The following is a 25055-nucleotide window of genomic DNA, read 5'->3' on the forward strand; positions in this document are numbered from 1 at the left end:
TTCGGCGCGGGGGCGACAGTCCCGTCCGCCCGCCGGGACGCCTCGCGTGTCGGAGCGTCGGACGCTGGCGCCTAATGCTCAGCAGAGCAGCATGCCCTACACTGCCATGTACGCCGTCCTGAGCGCCTCGCTCTTGGCGATCTCGGCGGCGGGGCCGTTGGCGATGACGCGGCCGTTCTGCATGACGTAGGCGGCGTCGGCGATCTCCAGTGCCCGCTCCACCAGTTGCTCCACCAGGAGGATCGTGGTGCCGCTGCCGCGCAGGCTGAGGATCGCGGCGAACACCTGGTCCACCAGCAGCGGCGACAGGCCGAGCGAGGGCTCGTCCAGCATCAGCAGCTTGGGGTCGCGGATCATCGCCTGGGCGATGGCCAGCATCTGCTGCTGGCCTCCCGACAGCGCGCCGGCGAGGTCCTGCCGCTTCTCCTTGAGGATCGGGAACAGCTCGTGCACCCGCTCCACGCGGCCCTTGAAGTCCGCCTTGCTGAGGCTGGTGCCGTAGGCGCCGAGCTCGAGGTTGTCGTCCACGGTCTGGCTGCGGAACAGGCGGCGGCCCTCGGCCACGTGCAGCAGGCCGGCCTCGACGATGGCGTGCGGCTTGGCGCGGCCGATGTCGCGGCCGTCGAAGACGATGCGGCCCTTGCTCGGCGTCAGCAGGCCGGAGATGGCGCGCAGCAGCGTGGACTTGCCGGCGCCGTTGCGGCCGACCAGGGCGACGACCGCGCCCCGCGGCACCGCCAGGCTCAGGTCCTCGATCACGCCGACGTGGCCGTAGCCCACATCGACCGCTTCGACCGACAGCAGCTTGTCCGCCATGGACTGTCCCGGGTTGGATATCGGCTTCATGACGCGGACGTGCTCTGCAGGGCCCGCTCGCCCATGTAGGCGCGCTGCACCGCCGGATCGGCGAACACCTCGCTCGGAGCGCCGGACGCCAGCACGCGGCCGCGGTCGAGCACGATGACGTGACTGGCGATGCTCGCCACCAGGTCGAGGTGATGCTCCACGATGACCACTGTGGCGCCGAGATCGCGGATGCGGCTGATCAGCTGCTCGAGCTTGTCGAGCTCCACCATCGAGAGGCCGGCGGCGGGCTCGTCGAGCATCAGCAGGCGCGCCCCGCCCATCAGGGCGCGGGCGATCTCCACCAGCCGCTGCTGGCCGTGCGGCACCTCGCTCGCCAGGTCCTCGGCCCGGTCGGCGATGCCGACGAAGTCGAGGTAGCCGAGCGCCTCGGCTCTCAGCGCCGCCGCCTCGCGCCGGGCGCGCGGCAGCCGCAGCACGATCTCCGGCAGCCAGGCTCGCTCGCGCGTGAAGGCGCCGAGCAGCACGTTGTCGACGATGGAGAGGTCGTTGAGCAGGCGCGGCGTCTGGAACGTGCGGCCGAGCCCGAGCCCGGCGACCGCCTGGGCGCTCATGCCGCGGGTCTCGCGCCCGTCGATGCGCACGGTGCCCTCGTCGCGCTCGTAGAAGCCGCCGACCACGTTGAGCAGCGTCGTCTTGCCGGAGCCGTTGGGGCCGACGATGGCGCAGCAGGTGCCGGGCTCGGCCTTCAGCGCCACGTCGTCCAGGGCGGCGACGCCGCCGAAGCGCTTCTTGAGCCCTTCCACCGCCAGCGAGGCGCCGGCGATCGGCGGATGGGTCACCGGCGCGGCCGCTGCTGCCGGCGCGGCGGCGCCGGACGGCTGGCCGCGCGTGCGGGCCGCCAGCCGCCGCACGCCGGCGTTCAGCGCGCCGACCAGACCCTGGGGGGCAAACAGCATGAGCACCAGCAGGATGCAGCCGTAGACCAGCATGCGCCAGCTTTCCAGCCCGGTCAGCAGCTCCGGGATGAGGAAGAACACCAGCGCGCCGAGCACCGGGCCCCAGAGCGTGCCGAGGCCGCCCAGCACCACCGTGAGCAGGAAGAAGATGGAGAAGTCGGCCGTGAAGTCGTCGGGTGTGACCACCGTCTTCTGCACGGCGAAGAACGCTCCGGCGACGCCCGCGAAGGCCGCCGCCACGATGAAGCCGAGCATCTTCAGCCGCTGCGGCGAGGCGCCTGCCGCCAGCGCCGCCGCCGGCGTGTCGCGCACCGCGACGAAGCCGCGGCCGAAGCGGGACTTCACCATGTTGCGGACGATGAGGAAGCAGACGATGGCGGTGCCGGCCACCAGCCAGTAGAGCGCCTTCTGGCCGAGCTCGACGCCGAAGAGCTGCGGCGGCGGCACGCCGATGACGCCGGCGAAGCCCTTGGTCAGGCCGCGCCACTCCACGATCATCTTCTCGAACACCAGCGCGAAGGCCAGCGTGATGAAGGCGAAATACCACGTCGTCAGCCGGAACGACGGCAGCGCCATCAGCACGCCCAGGCCGGCCGAGAGCACGATGCCGACGACGGCCGCGGCCCAGAACGACCAGTGGTGGTCGACGGTGAGCAGCGCCGTGGCGTAGGCGCCGATGGCGAGGAAGGCGGCATGGCCGAGGGAGACCTGGCCGGCATAGCCGGCGAGCAGGTTGAGGCCGATGGCGGCGATGACATAGATGCCGAGCTGGGTGGCGACGTAGAGCAGATAGCTGCCGCCGCTGAGGAATAGCGGCACCGACAGCGCCACCGCGGCGAAGACGAGTTGGGCCAGGACGGGCAGAAGGCGCGTGCGGGCCGGGGAAGGGGCGGTGGCTGCCATCTTACACCGTCCGCGTGAAGGGGCGCCCGAACAGCCCGTGCGGCTTGAGCAGCAGGAGCGTCAGCACCAGCACGAAGATCACCGCCTCCTGGTAGCCCGGCGACAGCAGGGAGGCGCCGACGGCTTCCGTCAGCCCGATGAGGTAGCCGGCGATGAGCGCGCCGCGGTTGTTGCCGATCGAGCCGACGGCCGCGGCGGCGAAGCCCTTGAGCAGCAGCGACGGCCCGAGCGACGTGGAGGCGTAGAGGATCGGCGCCGCCAGCACGCCGGTGAGCCCGGCGAAGGCGCCGCCGAGGAAGAACGACCAGCGGCTGAGCTTGGCCGGATCGATGCCGCGCAGCAGCGCCGCCTCCCGGTCCTCCGCCGTCGCCAGCACGGCCTTGCCGTGGCGGGTGCGGTAGACTCGCTCGATGGCGAGCACCATGACGAAGGTCACGATCACCAGCGCGATCTGGTAGGAATTGATCTGGATGCCGGTCCAGTCGAGGGTCTGCATGGAGAGCAGCGGCGGCGGCTCGACCATGATCGGATCGGGGCCCCAGACGCGGCCGACCAGGTTGGAGATGATCAGCGACACCGCGAGCGTCGTGATCACCCAGCCCGTGTTGTGCTGCGACTTGGCCAGCACCGGCGCCACGGCGATGCGCTCCTCCACGAGGCCGATGAGGCCGACCGCGACCAGGGCGACGGCGAGCGCCCCGATCCACGGCAGGCCCATCAAGGTCGAGGCGCTGGCGAAGACCATGGCGCCGAGCATCACCAGCTCGCCTTGGGCGAAGTTGAAGACGTTCGTCGGCCGGTAGAGGATGTTGAAGCTCACGGCGACGAGCGCATAGAGGCTGCCGTTGACGAGGCCGCGAACGAGCGTGTCGATATCCATGGCGAGGCGCTTTCGGTGCGCTGACTTACTGGCCCGGGGCCCGTTCGCGGAAGCTGCCCATGGCCTGCGGGTCCTGGCCGGAGGCCACCGAGGCGAGGACCACGTCCTTGATGTCGATGCCGCAGTGGTTGTCGGGCGTGAACGACAGGTTGCCGATGAGGCCGGGGAAGTTCCGGGTTGCGTCCAGCGCCTGCTTGACCTTGTCGGCGTCGAAGCTCTTCGCCTGCTCGACGCCGGCCTTCAGCAGATAGACGAAGTCGTAATAGGGGCTGGAGGCGACGTTGACCTCGTAGCCCTTGGCCTCCGGGATTGCGAGCAGCTTCTTGGCCAAGGCGATCTGCCGCTCCCCGGGCTTCTGCTGATCGGTCCAGGTGAAGTTGCGGTAATAGGTGGCGAACACGTTCTTGACCGCGTCGGGGGGCACGAGGTCGAACAGGGCCGGCAGGAACAGGCCGCTGTGCCCGGTGACCGGCGGGAACCACTTCAGCGTCTTCATGGTGTTGAAGATCATCGCCGCGTTGGGGACGTTGGCGATCCAGGCGATGACGCCCTCCGCACCGTCCTTCTGCAGGTTGCGCACGTAGGCGCTCAAGTCCGGCGCGGTGATCGGATAGACCTGCACGCTGACCGGATCGATGCCCAGCGCCTTGAGCGCGGCTTTGGTGGAGGTGGTCGCCTGCTCGCCGAAGGCGGTGCTCTCCTGGAGGATGCCGACCTTCTTGATCCCCAGGTTCTTGACCATGTAGTTGGCGCAGACCTGCCCCTGCTGGTCCGTGTTGTACATGAGCTGGTAGTGGTAGGGGTAGCGCTTGCCGTCCGCCGCCTCGGCCGCCGCGGCGTAGGTGGACTGGATGATCTTGGCCTGGGTGGTGGCCGCCAGCGAGGCCAGGGACTGGGAGCTGCCGGTCGGCCCGACGGCGAAGCTCACCTCCGCCTCGCGCAGCTTGCGCACGATGGCCGGCTCCTTGGCAGGCGACGCCTCGTCATCCTCTTCGACCTTGGAGATCGGCCTGCCGAGGATGCCGCCGGCCTGGTTGATCTCGTCCACAGCGATGCTGCCGCCGAGATAGAGCGGCGCGAACGACGTCACCAGCCGTCCGGTGGTCGGCCGCACCCAACCGATCTTGACCGACTCGCCGGCGGCCTGGGCCACACCGCCGAACAGCGGCGCCGCAAGCGACGCGCCGGCCGCGGCAGCCCCCAGCCGCGCCGCGCTGCGCAGCAGCGAACGCCGGTCGATGCTCCCATCGCCACGCAGTTCGAGTCCGGCCGTGAAACGCATATGGGTCCTCCCAAATTGGCTCTCTCTCGCGGCGCCTCTGGATGCGCTCGGAGCACGTTGCGGCGCACCTTAACACTTGCTAGCCAACCAGCAAGTGCTAGAAACGCGGAATGGCGCTCGATGGCACCGAACGGACCGGCAAACTCGCTGCGAGCGGCCGCACTCAGGCCGAACGGCGGCGCTCGTCCGATCGCCGGATGATCAAGGCCGCCATGCAGCTGATCGCCGAAAAGGGGGTGGCCGGCACGTCGCTCGCCGAGATCGGCATTGCCGCCGGCTACAGCCGCGGGCTGCCGGCCGAACGATTCGGCACCAAGCTCGGTCTGATGGAAGCGATCATCGATTCGATGGAGGCCTGGTTCGCCCGCCACGCGCCGACGGCGGTGGCCGACAGCCGCGGCCTGGCCGCCGTGCTGGCTCGGGCCGACGCCCATGTGGAGGGTGCCCTGCGCAGCCCGGTGGCGACGGCGGTGCTCTATTCGCTGTCGCTCGATTCGATCCAGGTGTTTCCCGAGCTCAGGCGCCGTGCGGTGGCGCTCAACGACAGCTTCCGCGAGGGCTTCGCGGTCCACCTGCGCGAGGCTAGAGACGCCGGCGAGATTCGGGCGTCCACCGATTGCGACCTTGCCGCGGCACTCATCGTGAGCCTGCTGCGCGGCGTCTTCATGCAGTGGCTGACCGACCGCGACCGCACCGACCTGGCATCGGTCCGCCCGCAGGTCCTGTCGTTCATCACCCATGCCCTTGCCGGCGCGCCGCCCGCCGCGAGGACGATCGATCGGCGCGCGCGACAACGGAGACCATCAACGTGAGCACCAGTGACCTTCTGTCCGAAATGCCGGGTAGCGTCGTGTCGATCGAGAAGACTGTCGGCGATGCGGTCGAGGCCGACGAGACCGTCCTGGTCATCGAGGCGATGAAGATGGAGATCCCGGTGGGAGCTCCGCGTGCCGGCAAGATCTCGACGATCCTCGTCGGCCCCGGCGACCAGATATCGGAAGGGCAGAAGCTGGCCATCATCGAGTTCTGACGAAACTGCACAACAATAATACATCTGGGAGGAACCGGTGAGCAGGCAGGACAAGCTTGACGACGTCGACGCCTATGTAGTCCGCAATCTGATCGACAGGCACGCGCGCGAGCGAGGCGAACGCCCGTTCGCCCTCTTCGCCGACGACACCACTTGGTCGTACGCGCAACTGCGCGACATGGTGCGGCGCGTGGCCGCCGGCTTCGAGGCGCTCGGCGTCCGCCAGGGCGACCACGTCCTGTCGTGGCTGCCCAACGGCCCGCATGCGGTCACGGTGTGGTTCGCCCTGAACTACATCGGCGCCGTCTACGTGCCGGTGAACGTGAGCTACCGCGGCGGCGTGCTGGCCCACGTCATCGCCAATTCGGGTGCCCGGCTGATGGTCGCCGACCAGCGCCTGGCCGAGCGCCTGAACGACGTCGACAAGGCCGCCCTCGAGACCCTGGTCTCGATCGGCGAGCCGCTGCCCGCCGTCGCCGGCCTCGCCGTGCTGCCGGAGAGTGTGCTCACTGCCGCCACCGGCAGCCCGTCGGAGCCGGCTCGGCCGATCGCGCCCTGGGATACCCAGACCATCATCTACACGTCGGGGACGACCGGGCCGTCGAAGGGGGTGCTGTCCTCGTATCGTCATGCCGGCGCCATGTCGGAGGCGCTCGACGTGGTCACCGCCGACGACCGGGCGCTGGTCAACCTGCCTTTGTTCCACGTGGGTGGCACCAATGCGGTGTACCGCATGCTGATGCTCGGCGGCTCCATCGCCGTCGTCGAAGCCTTTGACACCGCGACATTCTGGGACACCATCCGGCGCAGCGGTACCACGACCATGACGCTGCTCGGCGCCATGGTGCCGTTCCTGCTGAAGGAGCCGCCCGGTCCGCGCGACCGCGACCACACGCTCAGGCAGGCGACCATGGTGCCCTACAGCGAGGATGCGCCGGAGTTCACCCGCCGCTTCGGCGTCGACATCTACACCGTCTTCAACATGACCGAGATCTCCTGCCCGATCGTCTCGGAGAAGAACCCGCCGGTACCGAAGACCTGCGGGCGAGTGCGCGACGGTTTTCAGGTGCGCATCGTCGACGAGCACGACATCGAGGTGCCGATCGGCCAGGTGGGCGAGCTGATGCTCAGGGCCGATACGCCGTGGACCCTCAACCACGGCTACAACGCCAATCCGGAGGCCACGGCGCGCGCCTGGCGCAACGGCTGGTTCCACACGGGCGATGCGTTCCGCCGCAACGCGGACGGCTACTTCTTCTTCGTCGACCGGATGAAGGATGCGCTGCGCCGGCGCGGCGAGAACATTTCCTCGTTCGAGGTCGAGCAGGAGCTGTTGTCCCATCCGCAGGTGCGCGAGGCGGCGGTGCTCGGCGTGCCCTCGGAGTTCGGCGAGGACGAGGTGCTGGCCGTCATCGCGCTGGTCCCCGGCGCCGACCTTGAGCTGGCCGACCTCATCACCTATCTGACGCCGCGGCTCGCCCACTTCATGGTGCCGCGCTACATCCGGGTGCTGCCCGAGCTGCCCAAGACGCCGACCCAGAAGGTCGAGAAGTATGTGTTGCGCGGGCAGGGCGTGACCGACGGCACCTGGGACCGGGAGGCCGCCGGCATCCGCATCAAGCGCGAGAAGCTCGGCAACACCAAGCTCGCCCTCACCTGAGGCGGCGCGCGCCTCACCACGCCTTGCAACCGGCGGCGCGGGCTTGGCCGCGCCGGCACTGGTCCCCAGACGGAGACATGGACTTGCGTCACGATTTGAAGACTGTCCTGGAGGCGCAGCAGGCGCGCCTCGACGAGGCCCGGCCGGCGGCCGTCGCCAAGCAGCGCAAGCGCGGTCGCCTGACGGTGCGCGAGGCGATTGCCGGCCTCGCCGACAGTGACAGCTTCGTGGAGTACGGCGGGCTGACGCGCCCGGCCACGGCCGGCATGGAGGGGGCTGCCGACGGTCTGGTGATGGGCACCGCCAAGGTGGGCGGGCGGCCGGTCGATCTCGTCGCCTATGACTACACGGTCTACGCCGGCACTCAGAGCGCCTTCAACCACGCCAAGATCACCCGCATGTACGAGCATGCGGAGAAGCACCGGCTGCCGGTGATTTCCTGGCTCGACGGCGGTGGCGCCCGCCCGCACGACATGCATGTGACGGCGCGGCCTTCCACGCCCACCTTCGTGGTCTTCGCGCGCCTGTCGGGCTGGGTGCCGACCGTCGGCATCGTCCCCGGCCGCGCCTTTGCCGGCCATGCCAACCTCGCCGGGCTGTGCGACGTCCTGATCGCGACGCCCGATTCGGCCATGGGCATGGCGGGGCCGCCGCTGGTCGAAGCGGCGCTCGGCACCCGCTTCACGCCCGAGGAGATCGGGCCGGCGTCGGCGCACCTGGCCTCCGGCGTCATCGACGTGCTGGTCGACGACGACACCCAGGCGATCGCCGCGGCCAAGCGCTATCTCGCCTATTTCGACCTGGCGCGCGAGCCCGGCGAGGCGCACGACCAGACGCCGCTGCGCGACATCGTGCCCGACAGCCCGCGCCGCGCCTACAACGTCCGCAAGGTCATCGAGCTGCTGGCCGACAAGGACAGCGTGATGGAGCTCAAGGCGGCCTACGGCAAGGCCGGCGTCACGGCGCTGGCCCGCATCGGCGGGCGCACCGTCGGCGTCGTCGCCAACCAGCCGATGTTCCTCGCCGGGGCCATGGATACGCCCTGCTGCATCAAGATGGCGCGCTTCATCCAGCTCTGCGATGCCTTCGACATCCCGCTGCTGGTGCTCTGCGACACGCCCGGCCTGATGGTGGGGCCGGACGTGGAGAAGACCGGCCTCATGCGCCACAGCGCCCGCGTGCTGTCCGCCCTCGCCAACGCCACTGTGCCGGTGATGACCGTGGTGCTCCGCAAGGCCTATGGCCTGGGCTATTACATCATGGGCTCACGCCCGCTCGACCCTGCAATCCTGCTGGCGTGGCCGACCGCCGAGTTCGGCGGCATGGGGCTCGAGGGTGCGGTCAACATCATCAACAAGCGCGAGCTGGACGAGGCGCCGACGCCGGAGGCGCGGGCGGCCCTGCATGCGGAGCTGACGGCGGCGCTGAAGAAATCGAACACCGCCGTCGAGAGCGCCGCCAAGTTCCTCTACGACGACGTCATCGATCCGGCCGAGACCCGCTCGATCCTGATCAAGACGCTCGACACCCTGCCGGTGCCGGCGCAGCGGCCGCAGCGCAAGCGCATCATCGAGCCGTTTTAGTCAGGGCTCGCCCACGCCCAGAACGACGGCGCCGGCGGTCAGGCCGGCGCCGGCCGCCGTCAGCAGCAGGCACTCGCCCGGCCGGAACGCGCGCTCGCGGTGGGCCATCGACAGCGACAGGGGTATGGTCGCCGCCGAGGAATTGCCGAACTCCGCGATGGTCGAGACAGTGCGCTCAGGCGCCAGCCCGAGGTTCGCCGAGACCGCCTCGAAGATGCGGACGTTGGCTTGGTGGGGCACGAAGCGGTCGATCTGGCTCGCCGCCACCCCGGCCTGCGTCAGGGCGCGCAGCGCGCAGCGCGTCATCAGGCGCACGGCCTGGGAGAAGACGGCCTTGCCGTCGCTCATGGTCATCAGCAGCTCTTGATGGTCCATGCCCGGCGCGAAGGGCCGGGCGCTGCCGCCGGCAGGCACCTTGATCAGGTCGTAGTGGTCGCCGTCCGCCGCCAGATCCGCGCCGAGGATGCCCGCGCTCGGCTCGCGTGACGGCGCCAGCACGACGGCGCCGGCGGCGTCGGCGAAGATGATGGCGCTGGCCCGCTCGCTCGAATTGATGCGCCGACTGAGAATGTTGCCGGCGACGATAAGGGCGGCACGGCCCTGCGCCCGCACGAAGCCGTCGGCCAGGGTCAGCGCGTAGAGGAAGCCCGAGCAGGCGCCCGCCAGATCGACGGCGCCGGCCCCGGCGAGGCTGAGGCGATGGGCGACCATCGGTGCCGAGGGCGGCAGCAGGTGGTCCGGCGTCGAGGTGGCGAGCAGCACCAGGGCGACGTCGCTGCGGGCCAGGCCGGAGGCGTCGAGGGCGGCGGCGCCGGCCTTGACCGCCATGTCGGTGAGCGTCTCGCCGGGGGCGGCCCACCGCCGCGCCCGGATGCCGGTCCGCCGCTCGATCCATCCGGGCGCGAGGCCGAGCCTCGCCTCGATCTCAGCGTTCTCCACGCGCCGCTCAGGGGCATAGTGGCCGAAGCCCACGGCGCGGCTCGCCGGCCAACCGGTCATGGCGCGCTCTCCGCGATCACGTCCGCCGCCTCGTCGATCGCCGCATAGGCGCGGTCGAGATCGGTCTGCGTCACGCAATAGGGCGGCATCAGATAGACGACGTTGCCGAGCGGGCGGATGAGCAGGTCCCGCTCCCGGAAGAAGGCACGCAGCCGCGGCCCGACATCCGCCAGATATCCTGGGGCCGAGACGGCGAGATCGAGCGCTGCGATGGTGCCGGTCTGGCGCACGTTGGCGAAGCGCCGGTCGGAGCGGAACGGCTCGAGCCTCTCCCGGTGCATCCGCTCAAGTGCCGCGAGGCGCTGGGCGACCGGCTCGCTCCGCCAGACCTCGAGGTTGGCGAGGGCGGCAGCGCAGGCGATCGGATTGGCGGTATAGGAGCTGGAATGGAAGAAGGCGCGGCTCAGCTCGCGCGACAGGTGCGCGTCGAAGATCTCGGCCGTGCACAGCGTTGCTGCCAGCGGCAGGGCGCCGCCGGTGATGCCCTTGGACACGCACAGGATGTCCGGCGTGACGCTGGCCTGCTCGCAGGCGAAGAGAGTGCCCGTCCGCCCCCAGCCGGTCATCACCTCATCGACGATCAGCAGCGTCCCGTGCCGCGCGGCGATCCGCTGCAGCTCGGCCAGCACGTGCGGTGGATACATCCGCATGCCGCCGGCCCCCAGCACCAGAGGCTCGACCAGCAGCGCCGCGATGTCCCCGCCGCGGCAGAGATGCTCGAAGGCGTCGAGTGTCTCCTGTTCACGGCCGGACTCGGGAAAGGGAATGGTCGCGACGTCGAAGAGCAAGGCGCCGTAGGCGGCGTTGAAGACGCCGCGCTCGCCGGCCGACATCGTGCCGATGGTGTCGCCGTGGTAGCTGCCCTCCATCACCACGATGCGCGACCGCGGCGCACCCCGGTTGTGGAAGGTGCTCAGCGCCATCTTCAGCGCCACCTCGACCGCGGTCGAGCCGCTGTCGGAATAGAAGACATGGGCGAGGCCGGGCGGGGCGAGCCGAATGAGCCCCTCCGCCAAGGCTTCTGCCGGCTCGTGCGTGTACTCGGCGAAGATGATCTGGTCGAAGGTGTCGCAGGCGGTCCGAATCGCCTCCATGATGTGCGGATGCCGGTGGCGATGGGTGATCACCCACCAGGACGAGATCGCGTCGAGCACGGCGCGGCCATCCTCGTCAACGAGATGGGCGCCGTCGGTGCGGACGATCCGCTTCATCGCCGACGTCAGGCCGTGCTGGGTGAAGGGATGCCAGACGGGCGATCTCGGCACTGGGCGCATCACGTGGTCACCTCTTCGAGGATTGAAGCACCGAAGTTCTCGTGGAAGCTTCGGCGCAGGGCATCGGGCGTCAGCGGCTCGAGCCGCGGCAGCCGGCCGAGGCAGCGCACGGCGCCCATCTCGGCGATGATCCCCTGCGTATCCGGGTGGGCGTCGCCGATGAAGGCGACGCCGAGAACCGGAATGCGGCGGCGCCGCATGGCCTCGAGCGACAGCAGCGTGTGGTTGATGGTGCCGAGACCGGTGCGGGCGCACAGAATCGTCGGCAACTGCCAGCGGGCGAAGACATCGGCGAATGTGGCGCTGCGGGTCAGGGGCACGAGCAGCCCACCGGCCCCTTCGATCACCAGCGGCCCGTCCGTTTCGGGCGGCGCGAGCGCCTCGGGGGCGAGCGTCACCTCGTCCATCGCCGCCGCCAGATGCGGCGAGGCCGGCGTCCTGAGGCGCCAGGCCTCGGGCAGGATGCGGTGCGGCGGCAGCCGGCCGAGCCGTCGCACCGTCTCGCTGTCGGTCTCGTCGTCGAGGCCGGACTGGATGGGCTTCCAGTAGCTGGCGCCGAGCGCGTCGGCGAGGGCAGCCGCGAAGACCGTCTTGCCGATGCCGGTGTCGGTGCCGGTCACGACAACGCGCAGGCTCTCTGGTCCGGAGCTCACGGGGCCTCCTCCGCCATGACCTGCGCCAGCTTCTCGAACATGCGGGCCACGGTGGCGGCATCGACGTGGAGCGTGATGGCGATGCGCAGGCGGGCCGTGTTGGCGGGGACGGTGGGCGGCCGGATTGCCCGGACGTCGAAGCCGGCGTCCTGCAGCCGCGACGCGATGCGCACGGCGCGCGCGCTGCCGCCGACGACGACCGGAAGGATCTGCGAGCCGCTGCCGGCGATGCCGAGGCAGCTGCGGAACTGCGCATTGGCCAAACCGATGAGGTCGTGCAGCCGCTCGCGGCGCTCCGGCTCGTCGGCCAGGACCTTCAGCGCTTCGCGCACGCTCGCGGCCGCGAGCGGGGAGGGCGCCGTGGCGTAGATGAACGGGCGGGCCTGATTGATCAAGTGATCACAGAGCACGCGGCTCGCGCCGACGAGGGCGCCGGATACGCCGAGCGCCTTGCCGCAGGTATGCAGGACGACGAGGTTGTCGCGCCCCTCCAGCTCGGCCGCCAGCCCGCGGCCGTCGGCGCCGTGCACCCCGGTGGCGTGGGCCTCGTCGACGACCAGGAAGCCGTCGTGCCGGTCGGCCAGGGCCGCCAGCTGGCGCAGCGGCGCCCGATCGCCGTCCATGGAGTAGATGCTCTCGACGGCGATCCAGGGATGCCCGGCACCGCCGGCAGCACGCCAGGCGCGGATGGCGTCGTCGAAGGCGTCCAGGTCATTGTGCGGCACGGCGACGGCCGTGGCCCGTCCCGCCGCCATGCCCGCGTGCACGCTGGCGTGAACCAGCTCGTCGTGGACCACGAGGTCGCCGCGCTGGGGCAGGGCCGACAGGATCGCGAGGTTGGCCGCATAACCGCTACCGAAATAGAGCACGCGCTCGGACCGGAAGAAGGCGGCGGCATCGGCTTCCAACGCCTCGTGCTCGGGGTGATTGCCGCGCAGGAGGCGCGAGCCGCCGGCACCGACGGGCACGCCGCGGTCCAGGGCGGAGAGGACGCTGGCCCTGAGGCGCGGCGATTCGGCCAGGGCCAGATAGTCGTTCGACGTGAAGTCGATGCCGCTCTGCCGCACCAGGAAGCGCCGCCGCCCTTTGCGCTGCAGGTGCTCCAGCCCCCGCGCGTACCGCGCCGACCGTTCCAGCATCATCCCGCCCCATGGCATCATATTTATAGATAATAACTCACGTCGAGCTGCCGTTTTCGTCAGATATGGCGACAGAAAAGTCAAGTCATCTATTTTTATAATAGATAATCTATTAATAACTGAATCGACGTCAAAGCCCACGTCGACCCCACATGCCGCGCCATCGCGAGCCACCGGCACGGCCGCATCCCTTGCCGCAGAGGTCAAAAAGTTCTAGTTTTGGTACTACTTATCGATGGCCGCCCGCGACCCGCGGCGGCGCGGCCGCCTCGCGGCAAGACGCAGGACATCACCCGTGCCTCAGCTGCATTCGTTCCGCCACGTCACGCCGGCTTTCCGCGTTCACTACGGTGCCGACAGCCTGGGCCAGCTCGGTCCCGAGCTCGACCGGCTCGGTTGTAGGCGGGCCGTCGTCGTGTGCGGGGCCTCGGTCGCGCGCGGCGACGGCGTCGCCATCCTCGCGCGTTCCGGGCTCGGCAACCGGCTCGCCGGGGTCTTCGACGGTGTGCGCGCCCACAGTCCGCTGCCGGCGGTGCAGGCCGCGGCCGAGGCGCTGCGCGGCGCGGAGGCGGATGCGGTGGTGGCGCTGGGAGGCGGCTCCGCCGTCGTCACCGCCAGGGCCGCAGCGATCCTGCTCGCGGAAGGGCGCGACATCCACGAGCTGTGCACGCAGATCCGTCCGGGCCGCCCGCCGGTCAGCCCCAAGCTGGCGCAGCCCAAGCTGCCGCAGCTGGTCGTGGCGACGACGCCGACGACGGCCTACGGCAAGGCCGGCACCGCCGTCCTCGATCCGGCCAGCAACCTGCGCCTCACCCTGTTCGACCCGAAGACGCGGGCGCAGGCGCTGTTCATCCATCCGGCGCTGGCTATGGGGGCGCCGGCCGATCTGGTGCGCGGCGCTGCGCTGAACGCCTTCGTCATGGCCGTCCAGGGCCTGGAATCGACGACGCGCGAGCCGCTGGCGGACGCGCTGCTGATCCATGCGCTGCGCCTGCTCAGCCGGCGCATGCGGCAGCTCGGCACCGGCGAGGACGATTTCGATGCGCGGGGCGAGCTGATGCTCGCAGCCCTGCTGTGCGGCCAGGGCACCGACTATACGACGGGTGCGCTCGCCTCGGTGCTCGGCCATGCGCTCGGGGCGCGGTTTCACCTGGACAACGGGCTCGCGAACGCCGTTCTGCTGCCCCACACGATGCGCTTCAACGCGCCGGCAACTCAGGGCCGGTTAGCCGACCTCGCCGACCTCCTGGGCGTCGCTGCCGCCCACGACGACATCGAGCCCGTCGCGGCGGCGGTCGAGGCGATCCTCGCCGAGCTGCCGATCCCGCGCCGTCTGCGCGACCTCGGCGTCGATGAGGCCGGCCTGCCGCAGGTGGCCGCCGACGCCGGGCACGATTGGTTCCTGCACCAGAACGCCCGCCCGGTCGGCTCCGCCGATGAGCTCGTCGACATCCTGCGCGCCGCCTGGTGACCCGCCGGCCGCGCGTCGTCGCCGGTGTCGCTCAGACGGGCCGCGACCTGAAGCGCGCCAGCGAGCCGCCCTTCATGGTGCGCCCCGGCAGCGGATGGCCGACGATCTCCTCCGCCAGGTTCGCCGCCTCGATCAGCGCCTCCAGATCGAGGCCGGTGGCGATGCCCATCTCGCCGCACAGGAAGGCCAGGTCCTCGGTCGCGATGTTGCCGGCCGCGGCCCGATTGCCGGCGAACGGGCAGCCGCCGAGGCCGGCGCAGGAGCTGTCGAAATGCGCCACGCCGAGGCGCAGGCCGGCCATGGCGTTGGCGAGACCCAGGCCGCGCGTGTCGTGCAGGTGCAGGCCGATGGCGAGGTCGGGCCAACGTTCGCGCACCGCGCCAACGACGCGTTCGACGAGCAGCGGATTGGCCGCACCGACCGTGTCGCATAGGACCGCAAGGCCCGGCCGCTCGTCGGCCTCGGCGCAGACCGCCATCAGCTCGGCCAGGCGCTCGACGACAGTGGTGGTGGCGATATCGCCTTCGTAGTTGCAGCCGAAGGCGGTGAACACGTAGGCCGCCTCGACCTTCAGGCCCGCGGCCTGGTAGCGGGCGATCAGCCGCCTCTGCTCCTCCAGCATGCCGGCCGGCGAGCGCCCGTTGTTGCGCTCGCCGAAGGTCGTCGAGGCGCTGGCGAAGACGATCGGGCGCAGGTCGAGCGAGGTCGCCCGGGCGCGATCGAAGCCGGCGCCGTTCAACCACAGGCCGCGATAGGCGACGCCCGGCCGGCGCTGCATCGACGCCGCGATCGCCTCCGCATCCGCCATCTGCGGCAGGCGCCTGGGGTCGACGAAGGAGCAGCAGGCGATGTCCGTGAGGCCGGTCGCGGCGAGCGCCTCGATCAGCCGGACCTTCGCGACCGTCGGGATTCCCGGCGGCTCGCTCTGAAAGCCCTCGCGCGGGCCTTCCTCGAAGATCCGGATGCGGCTCGGCAGATCGGTGCCCATGGGTGGCCGTCCTCGCGCCGTCAGCGGCCGGTCCAGGCCGGCGGCCGCCGTTCGTTGAAGGCCTTGAGGCCCTCGGTGGCGTCCTCCGTATGGACGATGCTGCCGATCTGCACCTCGGCGTAGCCGAGCGCCTGTTCGAAGGTCATGTCCTGCATGGCGCGCAGCGCATACTTGCCGCGCCGGATGGCGGTCGGCGACTTGTCGACGATGCGCGCCAGCAGCCAGTCGACCTTGGCGTCGAGCTCGACGGCGGGCACGACGTAGTTGACGAGGTCGTATTGCAGGGCCTCGGCCGCGGTGATCGGCTCGCCGGTGATGCACATCTCGGCGAACTTGGTACGCGGCAGCACCATTTGCAGCAGCGCCGCCACCTGCATCGGAAACAGCCCGATCTTGACCTCGGGTAGGCCGAAGCGCGCCTCCTCGCTCGCCACCGCCATGTCGCACATGCTCAAGATGCCCATGCCGCCGGCCATGCAGGCGCCGTTGACGCGGGCGACGAGCGGCAGCGTGCAATTGCTGGCCGTCCGCAGCAGGTCGGCATAGACGGTGTTGGGCCGCGCGTAGTCGAAGCCGAAGGTCTTGGAATCGGGCTTGAGGTCAGCCCCGGCGCAGAAGGCGCGATCGCCGGCTCCGGTCACCACGATGGCGCGCGTCGTCGTGTCGGCCTGAGCGTCGCGGATCGCCGCCGTGAGCGCCGCCATAACCGAGTCGTTCAGCGCGTTGCGTGCGTCGGCCCGGTCGATGGTGAGACGGGCGACGCCGTCACGGGTCGTGACGCTGACGGGGTTTGCCTGAGCCATGGTGGTCCTCTCCCTGATCGGTGCGGGTCGAGATCCGCACGCTGGCCGCGAGCGTCGCGGCCATAAATTCTATTTGTAGGACTACAGGCTTAGTTGCCGGAATGCAATGCGGCTCGCGGCCGCCGCGGCCGGCGTTACGGCCGCTGGACCACGAGGTCGGAGATGTCCCGCTCGATGCGGAAGCGCTCGGCGCGGTAGGTTAGGGTGCCGTAGTAGATGATCGTCTGCTCGGGCCCGAAGAACAGGCGGGTCACCTTGGCGACGGCGCTCGACAGTGGCGCCTGCAAGCGGGTCGCCTCCTCGTAGCCGATCGTTCCGACAGTGATGACCTCCATGGCTTTCTCGATCGGCGGATTGGCATAGTCGCGGGTCAGCCGGCTCAGCTTGACCTTCTTCTCGGCCCCCTTGGGAAACCGTCGCACCACCGAGGCGGCGATGTAGTTCTCGGATATCGCGTAGGGAACGCCGGACTGGCTGTCGATCTTGCGGATGCGGACGTAGTCGCCCATGGGCACGCCGAGCGAGACTTGCCGGGGCGGCAGCGTCGCCACCTTCTCCCGCGACAGGATCTCGACGCCGTAGTTGACGCCCTCGCTGTCGACCGAGCCGACCGACGAGAACAACGGGCTCTGGTCGGTGGCCTCGCCCAGGTCGTAGGTCACGTAGGTCCGCCGCCCGCGCTGGCTGGAGAGGAGCCCCTCCGACGACAGCATCTGGACCGCCTGCCGAACCGTTACGCGGGCAACGGACAACTGCTTGGCGAGTTCGTCCAGGGTCGGAATGTCCTCACGGTTCTTCCAGCTGCCACTGATGATGCGGTCGCGCAGTATGCTGGCAACCTGCGCGTAGAGCGTCACGGGACCAGGCTGCAGCATCGTATAATTCATGGCCGGAACCTCTGGGGATGGCGCCAAGCCCGCAACCGTTGCGAGACTCGCGGCACCGTGTCGTGCAGTTTACGTCGTTCTTGCGGCGTGCCGCCACTAAGCCCGCCGACGCTACCCATGGGCTGCAAGTTCCGGACGCCTGGCCCGACGTTTCCCCAAGAATGCCTCCTGGATGGCGCTGTCGCGCATGAGCTCGGCCGCCGGGCCCGATTTGGTGATTCGGCCGTTTGCCAGAACATAACCCCTGTCGGCAAGCGCCAGCGCCGCGCGAGCGTTCTGCTCGACCAGCAGGATGGTGCAGCCCAGCTCGCTGCGCAGGCGCCGCAATGCCCGGAAGATGTCGGCGATGACGAGCGGGGCAAGCCCCATGGAAGGCTCGTCGAGCAGCAGCAGCTTGGGATGCGCCATCAGGGCGCGCCCGATGGCGAGCATCTGCTGCTCGCCGCCGGACATCAGCCCGGCGAGCTGCGTGCGCCGTTCGGCCAGGCGTGGGAACAGCTGGAACACCGCGTCGAGCGTCGGCCCGAAGCGGGCCTGCGCCTGCGTGTAGGCCCCCATCTCGAGATTCTCGAGCACCGTCAGGTCGGGGAAGACGAGGCGTCCCTCGGGCACCTGGATGACGCCCCGGCGGACGGTGGCGCTCGCCGAGCGGCCGAGCAGCGGCTCGCCTTCGAACGTCACCTCGCCGCTCTGCGCGGCCACGACGTTGGAGATGACGTTCAGGGTCGTCGACTTGCCGGCGCCGTTGGCGCCGATCAGGCAGATGATCTCGCCCTGGGCGACGTCGAGCGACACGCCCTCGAGCGCGCGGATCGCGCCATAGCGGGCGGTGACGTCACGCAACGCAAGCATGGGTCGCCTCCCCCTCGGCCGCGCCGAGATAGGCCTCGATCACGGCCGGGTCCGACTGGATCTCGTCGACCGTGCCGTCCGCGATCTTGCGGCCGAAGTTCATCACCACGATTCGGTTGGAGATGCCCATCACCATGTCCATGTCGTGCTCGACGAGGCCCACGGCGTAGCCTTCGCGGGCCAGGTCGCTGATCAGATCGGCGATCTCGTGCGTCTCGTTCGGGTTGAGGCCGGCGGCCGGCTCGTCGAGAAGGATGACCTTCGGCCCGGTCGCCAGCGCCCGCGCGATCTCCACCCGTCGCTGGTGCCCGTAGGCGAGGTCCATCGTATCGCGATCGAGCAGCGTGTCCGGCAGGCCGACCCGGCTCAGTGCCGCGCGCGCCCGTGCCTCCAGTTCCTCCTCCTCGCGCCGGATCGAGCGCAGGCGCAGCATGGACGACAGGAAACCGGCGCGTCCGGCGAGATGGGCGCCGACCATGACGGTTTCGAGCACGCTCATGTCGGCGAACAGCTGCGGGCTCTGATAGGTCCGGGTGAGGCCGTGCTCGGCCAGCACATGCGGGGTCGCCCGCGTGACGTCCTCGCCGAAGAGGTGCATCGTGCCCGCATCCGGCAGGATCACGCCGCTCATCAGGTTGATCAGCGTCGTCTTGCCGGCGCCGTTGGGGCCGATGATGGCGGTGACCTGCGCCGGCGCCAGCGTAAGGCTGACGCCGTCGACCGCGACGAGGCCGCCGTAGCGCTTTTCGAAACCCTGGATGACGAACGTCATGACGTCGCCGCCCGTCGCGTCAGCCGCTGGCCGAACTGGATGACCGTGCTGCCGAAGCCATCCGGCATGTAGATCATGACGATCGTCAAGATCACTCCATAGATCAAGAGCTTATACTGTTCGAAGTCTTCCAGGAAGGTGGGCAGGATGGTGACGAACAGGGCGCCGAACAAGGCGCCCCAGGGGCTCGACACCGAGCCGACGATGACCATCAGCAGCAGCTCGATCGACAGCCCGACATTGAAGACCGAGGCGTTGAAGGCGCTCTGAAAATAGGCAAAGAGCGCGCCCGCGAGCCCGGCGAGCCCTGCCGCCACGGTGAAGGCCGCCACCTTGTAGCGGACGACGTCGACGCCGAGGCCGGCGGTGGCGACCTCCGATCCCCGGAGCGCCCGGAGCGCCCGGCCGACGCGGCTGTGCACCAGGTTGAGGACGAGCAGGATGGTGCCGCACAGGGCGGCGCCGACGACGAAGTACATCGCGCGCGCGCTCGACAGATCGAACCCGGCCACCGTGAAGCCGGGCATCGAGACGATGCCCGGGTCGATGCCGCCGGTGAGCGAGCGGAGCTGCGCGAACAGGATGAAGCAGATCACCCCGAAGGCGAGCGTCGCCATGGCCAGGTAGTTGGTGGTCAGCCGCAGCAACGGCCGTGACACCAGCCAGCCGAACACCGCGGCGACGGCGGTCGAGCCGGCGACCGCCACGATCGGCGGCAGGCCCGAGCGCGTCGCGACGAGGGCGCTGGTGTAGGCGCCGACGCCGAAGAACGCCGCCTGGCCGATGGAGATCTGGCCGGCGATGCCGAACAGCACGAACATGCCGAGCGCGGCGATGGCGTAGATGCCGGAGTAGATCAGGATCGTGAGGTAGTACGACTTGGCGATCGTCGTGCCGCCGATGACGATGGCCACCGCCAGGATGGCGATGCCGATCAGGTCGTTCCGGTAACGCCGGGCGAGGAAAGAACGGGCCATCATACGCGCCTCGCCTCGACGCGGCCGAACAGGCCGCTCGGCCACACCAGCAGCAGCCCGAGCAGGACCGCCAGCGCCACCGCGTCCTTGTAGGCCGAGGCCAGATAGCCGGCGGCGATGCTTTCCATCAGTCCGAGCAGGAGCCCGCCGACGACGGCGCCGACCGGGCTGCCGAAGCCGCCGAGCACGGCCGCGGCGAAGCCCTTGAGGCCGAAGACCAGCCCGTAATCGTAGAAGGCCGCGCCGATCGGCGCGATCAGCGCCCCGGCGACGGCACCGACCGCGGCGGCCATGGCGAAGGCCGCGATCGACATCAGCCGCGGGTCGATGCCGCACAGGGCCGCAGCCCGCGGGCTCTGGCTCGCCGCCCGCATCGCCTTGCCCAGGCGCGTTTCGAGGAAGAGATACGACAGCCCGCCGCTGATCACGCCCAGCGCCAGCAGGATCCACAGGCTCTGCGAGCCGACGTAGAGCGACGCCGTGCGGATATCGGGGATGACGCCGAAGGCCGGCGCGAACATCACGTCACGGCCTACCACCACCTGCATCAGCCCGCGATAGAGCACGCTGAAGCCGATGGTGATCATCGCCAGGCTGAGCACGGTCTTGCGCCGGGCGCGCTGGATGCCGAAGATGTCGAGAGCCGCGCCGAGCGCCGTGACGCTCACGATGGTCGCCGGCACGGCGAGCAGCAGCGGCCAGTGGCCGAGCGTGATCAGGCCGGCGCACACGACGCCGCCCATCATCACGAAATCGCCGTTGGCGAAATTGGTGACCTTGGTCGCGTTGAACACGATGGTGAAGCCCAGCGCGATCAGGCCATAGATGGCGCCGGTGGTCAGCCCGGCGAGCAGGGTCTGCAACAGCTGCGTCACGGTCGCCGCTCCGCGGCCTGGCCGCGCGCCGTTGCGGCTCTGTCGGCATCTCGGGACATCGTTCCACTCCTCCGATCCCAGCCGCCCGTCATGGCGCCGGTAAGGTAGTTCTATCAATAGTCATAAGTCAATCAACGCGGAGGCCCTGCGGCGGCGGTCATAGCCATCTACGTGGGCCTCTGCTGACGATCATGTGCGACAGTTAGATCTATAAAGCGGACTACAACCTTTGATGCTCACCATGACGCGGTGCCTTGGTTGGGGCGCCGCCCACCTTTACGGCTGCACCGTCACCCATTGGCCGTTCTGCACCTGCATCAGCACCAGCGAATCCTTCGTCAGGCCGCGATGATCGGTCGGCGTGCCGACGCGGCAGCCGTCGGCGCCGCAGATGCGCACGGTCTCGATCGCGGCGCGCAAGCTGTCGGGCGTGATTGGGCCCGTGATGCTCTTGGCCGCGGCCTCGATGATCAGGACGGCATCGAGGGTGAGGCCCGATGTCTGGTCCGGCGGCACGCCGTAGCGCGCCTGGTAGGCCTCGGCGAACTTCACCGACGGCGCCTTGCGGGGATCGCTGTCGGGCAGGCTGGCGGGATTGATGATCGGCAAGGCCGAGGCGTAGACGCCTTCGGCGGCCGGGCCCGTCTGCTTGGTGAACGACGACAGCGCGTTGGCGGTGCTGAGGAAGACCGGCACCTTGTAGCCGATCTCGACCGCGTTCTTGAGCAGGATGGTCGGCCCCGGGTTGGGCGCCCAGGCGATGACGGCATCCGGGCTCTTCTCGCGGATGCGGATGAGCTGCGGCGTCATGCTGGTGTCCTGGGGGCTGAAGGTCTCGACGGAGACCAGCTCGATCCCCGACTGGGCGGCGAGTTCCTGCACGATGGTGCCGCCGGACTGCCCGAAGCCGTCCATCGAGTAGACCAGGGCGACGCGGGTCAGCCCCCGTTGCTTGAGCACGCCGAGGAGAAACTCCACCATCAGCCGGTCGGTGGGGGCCAGCGCGAAGGCGTAGGGGGTGACCGGGTTGGTGATCTTCTCGGAGCCGCCGCCCGAGAGCATCGGTACCTTGAGCTGATTGGCGACGGGGACGACCGCGAGGGATTCGCCGCTCGTCGACGGGCCAACGATCACGTCGGCCCCGTCGCTGTCGACGAGGCGGCGGAACAGCTGCACGGCCTTGGTCGAGTTGCCCTCGCTGTCGTAGATCGTCAGCTTGTAGGGCCGCCCGGCCACGAGCTTGCCCGGCAGATCGTCGAGCGCGACCCGCAGGCCCTGCGCCGCCGGCGCGCCGTAGACGCCGGCCGGACCGGTCAGCGCCAGGACGGCGCCGATCTTGATCGGCTCCTCGGCCCGTGCCGAGGGCGCGAGGAGCAGCGCCGCCGCGGCGACGAGGCTCAGACGCCGAGTGACTTGCATGACAATCCCCTCCCTGAGTGATCCGGTAGGGCCGGATTCCGATTGATTCAGTAGGACTTGGGCAGGCCGAGCACGCGCTCGGCGATGAAGCACATGATCATCTCGCGGCTGACCGGGGCGATGCGCGGCAGCATGATCTCGCGAAGGTAGCGCTCGACGTGGTATTCCTTGGCGTAGCCGAAGCCGCCATGGGTGCGCACCGCCCGGTCGCAGGCGTCGAAGGCAGCGTCCGCCGCCAGGAATTTCGCGGCATTGGCCTGGGCCCCGCACGGCTGCCCGGAATCGTAGAGAGAGGCTGCCTTCCAGACCATCAGATCGGCCGCTTCGAGGGCCATCCAGCTTTGCGCCAAAGGATGCTGGATGCTCTGGTTCTGGCCGATCGGCCGGCCGAAGACGACGCGCTCGCTGGCATAGGCGGCGGCTTTGGCGAGGGCGCGGCGCCCGACGCCGACGCATTCGGCCGCGACCAGGATGCGCTCGGGGTTGAGGCTGTCCAGCAGCAGGCGGAAGCCGTCGCCTTCCGCGCCGATCCGGTCCTCCTCCGGCACCGGCAGGTTCTCGTAGAAGGTGGCGTTCGAGTTGACGGCGGCGCGTCCGAGCTTGTCGATCTCGCGCACCTCGATGTAGCGCCGGTCGAGGTCGGTGTAGAATAGCGTCAGGCCATCGGTGCGCTTGGCGCACTTCTCGCGCGGCGTGGTCCGGGTCAGCAGCAGGATCTTGTTCGCCTGCTGCGCCGTCGTGGTCCACACCTTCTGGCCATTGACGATGTAGCGGTTGCCGTCCTTCACGGCGCGCGTGGTGATGCTGGTCGTGTCGAGGCCGGCGTCGGGCTCGGTCACGCCGAACGCCACCTTGTCCTCGCCGCGCACCAGCGGCGGAATGATGCGCTTCTTCTGCTCTTCCGTGCCGTACAGCAGCACCGGGTGCGGCCCGAACAGGTTGATGTGGAAGGTCGAGCACGCCGCGATGGCGCCTGCCGAGTTGGCGACGGTCTGCATCAGCAGGGCGGCTTCGGTCACGCCGAGGCCGGCGCCGCCGTACGCCTCCGGCATGGTGATGCCGAGCCAGCCGTCGCGCGCCATGGCCGCATGGAACTCGTGCGGGAACTGGTGCTTGTTGTCCAGATCGAGCCAATAGCCGTCGTCGAAGCGATCGCACAGGGCCTTGACGGCCTCGCAGATCTGCCGACGCTCGGGGGTGAGGTCCACGCCTGACGGCAACCAGCTGAAATCGTTCACGTGCTTCTCTCCGGGCGCGGTAATCGCGGCGCGCCTTGCGTCCGACGCAGCGGCCGCTCCATATGCAGGTTCGGCGGCTGCCCGCGGCTATGATTAATAACGGAATTACAGATCCGTTGTCACCATGCGGCGCGTTGATTTATCTGCAGCATCACCGATGTTGACCGAAATTAGGCCTAAAATCAGGAATAGAAGTAAACTCTTGAGCGCGAGCGCCGGGGCTGGTAAGCGCAGAAAGGGCCGCCCTCCGCGGCGTGCTCCGGCGGAGGCTCCGCCGTTTCTTGAACGAGGATGAGATATGATCGGCGCCATGAAGCCCCTGGCTGGGATGCGCGTACTGGATTTCAGCCGGGTTCTCGCCGGTCCGCTCTGCGCACAGACCCTTGCGGACCTCGGCGCCGATGTCGTCAAGGTCGAGTCGTGCGGCGCCGGTGATGACAGTCGGACCTGGCCTCCCTTCCAGAACGGCACCAGCACCGCGTTTCTCTGCGCCAACCGCAGCAAGCGCAGCATCGCCATCGATCTGAAGCGGCCGGAGGGCCTGGAGATCGCCCGGCGCCTAGTCGACGACGCCGACGTGGTCATCGAGAGCAGCGCGACGGGGGTCGCCGAGCGGCTCGGCATCGACTACGAATCGCTCAAGGCGCGCAATCCCCGGTTGGTCTACTGCACCATTTCGGGGTTCGGCCGCACCGGGCCGCTGCGCGAGGCGCGCGGCTACGACATGATCCTGCAGGCCTTCAGCGGCATCATGGGCCTCACCGGGGAGGAGGGGGCCGGCCCCGTCCGTGTCCCCTTCTCGCCGATCGATCAGACGACCGGCCATCATGCCGTCGTCGGCATCCTGGCGGCGCTGATGCGGCGCGGCCAGACGGGCGAGGGGGCCTATATCGAGGTGTCCCTCTTCGAGACCGCCGTCGCCTTCGTCGGCTATCTGCTGCAGGCCTATTGGGCCAACGGCTCACTGCCGACCCGCATCGGCTCGCGCCACGCCGGGATCGTGCCCTATCAGGCCTTCGACTGCAGCGACAAGCCGGTGCTTATCGGCGTCGCCAACGACAAGCTGTGGCAGAATTTCTGCCGCGCCTTCGGGCTGGAGCGCCTTGCCGAGGATCCGCGGTTCGCCACCAACGCGAGCCGCGTCGCCCATCGCGAGGAGACCGTCGGGATCGTGCAGGACATCGTTCGCGCCTGGCGCGCCGACGACCTGCTGGCGAAGCTCGATGCCATCGGCGTGCCCTGCGCTCCGGTCAACAGCCTGGAGGACGTGCTGCGGCACGAGCATACGATCGCACGCGGCATCATCGGCGCTGTCGAGCACCCCGTCGTCGGTCCCATTCAGACGGTCGGCATGCCCATCCTGTTCGACGGCCAGCCACGCGACTTCGGATCGCCGCCGCCGCTCCTCGGCGAGCACACGGCGGCGATTCTGACGGCCCTCGGATACGGGGCCGATGCCATCGCCGCCCTGCGCGCCTCAGGCGCGGTCCAGGCGGCGGGCGAAGACGCCGCGGCGGCCAGAAGCTAAAGCATTTCGCAATTGGATGATCTCATCCAATTGCAGAGGAATGCTCATAACTTTTTGAATCTGGAGCGCTTTTCTGCAA

The 25055-nt window shown here is 69.3% G+C and carries 23 protein-coding genes; 6 read left to right on the forward strand and 17 right to left on the reverse strand.

Annotated elements, in window-relative coordinates:
* Window positions 1–96: 96 nt before the first annotated feature.
* From ACZ5PO_RS19920 to ACZ5PO_RS19935, 4 genes are read right to left on the reverse strand one after another with little or no spacing between them, the layout of a single operon-like run.
* Window positions 97–846 carry an ABC transporter ATP-binding protein gene (locus ACZ5PO_RS19920; RefSeq protein ID WP_464183366.1) on the reverse strand — a complete coding sequence of 250 codons (750 nt, stop codon included), beginning with the start codon at window positions 844–846 and terminating at the stop codon, window positions 97–99.
* Window positions 843–2666, reverse strand: coding sequence for a branched-chain amino acid ABC transporter ATP-binding protein/permease (locus ACZ5PO_RS19925; protein ID WP_464183367.1), 1824 nt, complete (start codon window positions 2664–2666; stop codon window positions 843–845). The genes ACZ5PO_RS19920 and ACZ5PO_RS19925 overlap by 4 nt, the downstream gene beginning before the upstream one ends.
* A 1-nt stretch (window position 2667) precedes the next feature.
* Window positions 2668–3546, reverse strand: a complete 879-nt coding sequence (locus ACZ5PO_RS19930; protein ID WP_464183368.1) for a branched-chain amino acid ABC transporter permease — start codon at window positions 3544–3546, stop codon at window positions 2668–2670.
* A gap of 25 nt (window positions 3547–3571) precedes the next feature.
* Window positions 3572–4828, reverse strand: coding sequence for an ABC transporter substrate-binding protein (locus ACZ5PO_RS19935; RefSeq protein ID WP_464183370.1), 1257 nt, complete (start codon window positions 4826–4828; stop codon window positions 3572–3574).
* Window positions 4829–4938: 110 nt separating this feature from the next.
* Between ACZ5PO_RS19935 and ACZ5PO_RS19940 the strand changes: the two genes are divergently transcribed.
* The 4 genes from ACZ5PO_RS19940 (at window position 4939) to ACZ5PO_RS19955 (ending at window position 9101) form a co-directional block, all read left to right on the forward strand.
* The gene (locus ACZ5PO_RS19940; protein ID WP_464183372.1) at window positions 4939–5640 is read left to right on the forward strand and encodes a TetR/AcrR family transcriptional regulator; all 702 of its coding nucleotides are present in this window, start codon (window positions 4939–4941) and stop codon (window positions 5638–5640) included.
* A complete protein-coding gene (locus ACZ5PO_RS19945; RefSeq protein WP_464183374.1) occupies window positions 5637–5858 on the forward strand; it encodes an acyl-CoA carboxylase biotin carboxyl carrier protein subunit in 222 nt (73 codons plus the stop codon). Before ACZ5PO_RS19940 ends, ACZ5PO_RS19945 begins: the two co-directional genes overlap by 4 nt.
* Window positions 5859–5895: 37 nt before the next feature.
* Window positions 5896–7518: an AMP-binding protein gene (locus tag ACZ5PO_RS19950; RefSeq protein ID WP_464183375.1), complete on the forward strand. Its 1623-nt coding sequence runs from the start codon at window positions 5896–5898 to the stop codon at window positions 7516–7518.
* Window positions 7519–7601: 83 nt separating this feature from the next.
* Window positions 7602–9101, forward strand: a complete 1500-nt coding sequence (locus ACZ5PO_RS19955) for an acyl-CoA carboxylase subunit beta (protein ID WP_464183376.1) — start codon at window positions 7602–7604, stop codon at window positions 9099–9101.
* Here ACZ5PO_RS19955 and ACZ5PO_RS19960 read toward each other — a convergent pair whose 3' ends face one another.
* From ACZ5PO_RS19960 to ACZ5PO_RS19975, 4 genes are read right to left on the reverse strand one after another with little or no spacing between them, the layout of a single operon-like run.
* On the reverse strand, window positions 9102–10100 hold the full coding sequence (locus ACZ5PO_RS19960) for a beta-ketoacyl-ACP synthase III (protein ID WP_464183377.1): 999 nt from the start codon (window positions 10098–10100) through the stop codon (window positions 9102–9104).
* Window positions 10097–11374, reverse strand: coding sequence for an adenosylmethionine--8-amino-7-oxononanoate transaminase (locus tag ACZ5PO_RS19965; RefSeq protein ID WP_464183378.1), 1278 nt, complete (start codon window positions 11372–11374; stop codon window positions 10097–10099). The genes ACZ5PO_RS19960 and ACZ5PO_RS19965 overlap by 4 nt, the downstream gene beginning before the upstream one ends.
* Window positions 11374–12027 carry a dethiobiotin synthase gene (bioD, locus tag ACZ5PO_RS19970; protein WP_464183379.1) on the reverse strand — a complete coding sequence of 218 codons (654 nt, stop codon included), beginning with the start codon at window positions 12025–12027 and terminating at the stop codon, window positions 11374–11376. The genes ACZ5PO_RS19965 and bioD overlap by 1 nt, the downstream gene beginning before the upstream one ends.
* Complete coding sequence (locus ACZ5PO_RS19975) at window positions 12024–13169, reverse strand: 8-amino-7-oxononanoate synthase (RefSeq protein WP_464196944.1); 1146 nt, start codon at window positions 13167–13169, stop codon at window positions 12024–12026. Before ACZ5PO_RS19975 ends, bioD begins: the two co-directional genes overlap by 4 nt.
* Window positions 13170–13461: 292 nt before the next feature.
* On the opposite strand from ACZ5PO_RS19975, the gene ACZ5PO_RS19980 reads away from it, so the two are divergent.
* Window positions 13462–14637 (forward strand): iron-containing alcohol dehydrogenase family protein, encoded by a 1176-nt coding sequence (locus tag ACZ5PO_RS19980; protein WP_464183381.1) that lies wholly within the window; start codon window positions 13462–13464, stop codon window positions 14635–14637.
* A 31-nt stretch (window positions 14638–14668) separates the two neighbouring features.
* Here ACZ5PO_RS19980 and ACZ5PO_RS19985 read toward each other — a convergent pair whose 3' ends face one another.
* The 9 genes from ACZ5PO_RS19985 to ACZ5PO_RS20025 all read right to left on the reverse strand — a co-directional run bounded on the left by ACZ5PO_RS19985 (window position 14669) and on the right by ACZ5PO_RS20025 (window position 23448).
* Complete coding sequence (locus ACZ5PO_RS19985) at window positions 14669–15625, reverse strand: hydroxymethylglutaryl-CoA lyase (protein WP_464183382.1); 957 nt, start codon at window positions 15623–15625, stop codon at window positions 14669–14671.
* Between the two features lie 20 nt (window positions 15626–15645).
* Window positions 15646–16428, reverse strand: coding sequence for an enoyl-CoA hydratase/isomerase family protein (locus ACZ5PO_RS19990; protein WP_464183383.1), 783 nt, complete (start codon window positions 16426–16428; stop codon window positions 15646–15648).
* 134 nt (window positions 16429–16562) lie between these two features.
* Window positions 16563–17315 (reverse strand): GntR family transcriptional regulator, encoded by a 753-nt coding sequence (locus ACZ5PO_RS19995; protein WP_464183384.1) that lies wholly within the window; start codon window positions 17313–17315, stop codon window positions 16563–16565.
* Between the two features lie 111 nt (window positions 17316–17426).
* On the reverse strand, window positions 17427–18167 hold the full coding sequence (locus ACZ5PO_RS20000) for an ABC transporter ATP-binding protein (RefSeq protein WP_464183385.1): 741 nt from the start codon (window positions 18165–18167) through the stop codon (window positions 17427–17429).
* Window positions 18151–18939 carry an ABC transporter ATP-binding protein gene (locus ACZ5PO_RS20005; protein WP_464183386.1) on the reverse strand — a complete coding sequence of 263 codons (789 nt, stop codon included), beginning with the start codon at window positions 18937–18939 and terminating at the stop codon, window positions 18151–18153. The genes ACZ5PO_RS20000 and ACZ5PO_RS20005 overlap by 17 nt, the downstream gene beginning before the upstream one ends.
* Window positions 18936–19919: a branched-chain amino acid ABC transporter permease gene (locus ACZ5PO_RS20010; RefSeq protein ID WP_464183388.1), complete on the reverse strand. Its 984-nt coding sequence runs from the start codon at window positions 19917–19919 to the stop codon at window positions 18936–18938. The genes ACZ5PO_RS20005 and ACZ5PO_RS20010 overlap by 4 nt, the downstream gene beginning before the upstream one ends.
* The gene (locus ACZ5PO_RS20015; RefSeq protein WP_464183390.1) at window positions 19916–20791 is read right to left on the reverse strand and encodes a branched-chain amino acid ABC transporter permease; all 876 of its coding nucleotides are present in this window, start codon (window positions 20789–20791) and stop codon (window positions 19916–19918) included. Before ACZ5PO_RS20015 ends, ACZ5PO_RS20010 begins: the two co-directional genes overlap by 4 nt.
* A gap of 276 nt (window positions 20792–21067) precedes the next feature.
* Window positions 21068–22210 carry an ABC transporter substrate-binding protein gene (locus ACZ5PO_RS20020; RefSeq protein WP_464183391.1) on the reverse strand — a complete coding sequence of 381 codons (1143 nt, stop codon included), beginning with the start codon at window positions 22208–22210 and terminating at the stop codon, window positions 21068–21070.
* Between the two features lie 47 nt (window positions 22211–22257).
* A complete protein-coding gene (locus ACZ5PO_RS20025) occupies window positions 22258–23448 on the reverse strand; it encodes an acyl-CoA dehydrogenase family protein (RefSeq protein WP_464183392.1) in 1191 nt (396 codons plus the stop codon).
* 310 nt (window positions 23449–23758) lie between these two features.
* On the opposite strand from ACZ5PO_RS20025, the gene ACZ5PO_RS20030 reads away from it, so the two are divergent.
* The gene (locus tag ACZ5PO_RS20030; RefSeq protein WP_464183394.1) at window positions 23759–24976 is read left to right on the forward strand and encodes a CaiB/BaiF CoA transferase family protein; all 1218 of its coding nucleotides are present in this window, start codon (window positions 23759–23761) and stop codon (window positions 24974–24976) included.
* Window positions 24977–25055: the final 79 nt, after the last annotated feature.

This window comes from Chelatococcus sp. KU-N122, from assembly GCF_055391085.1.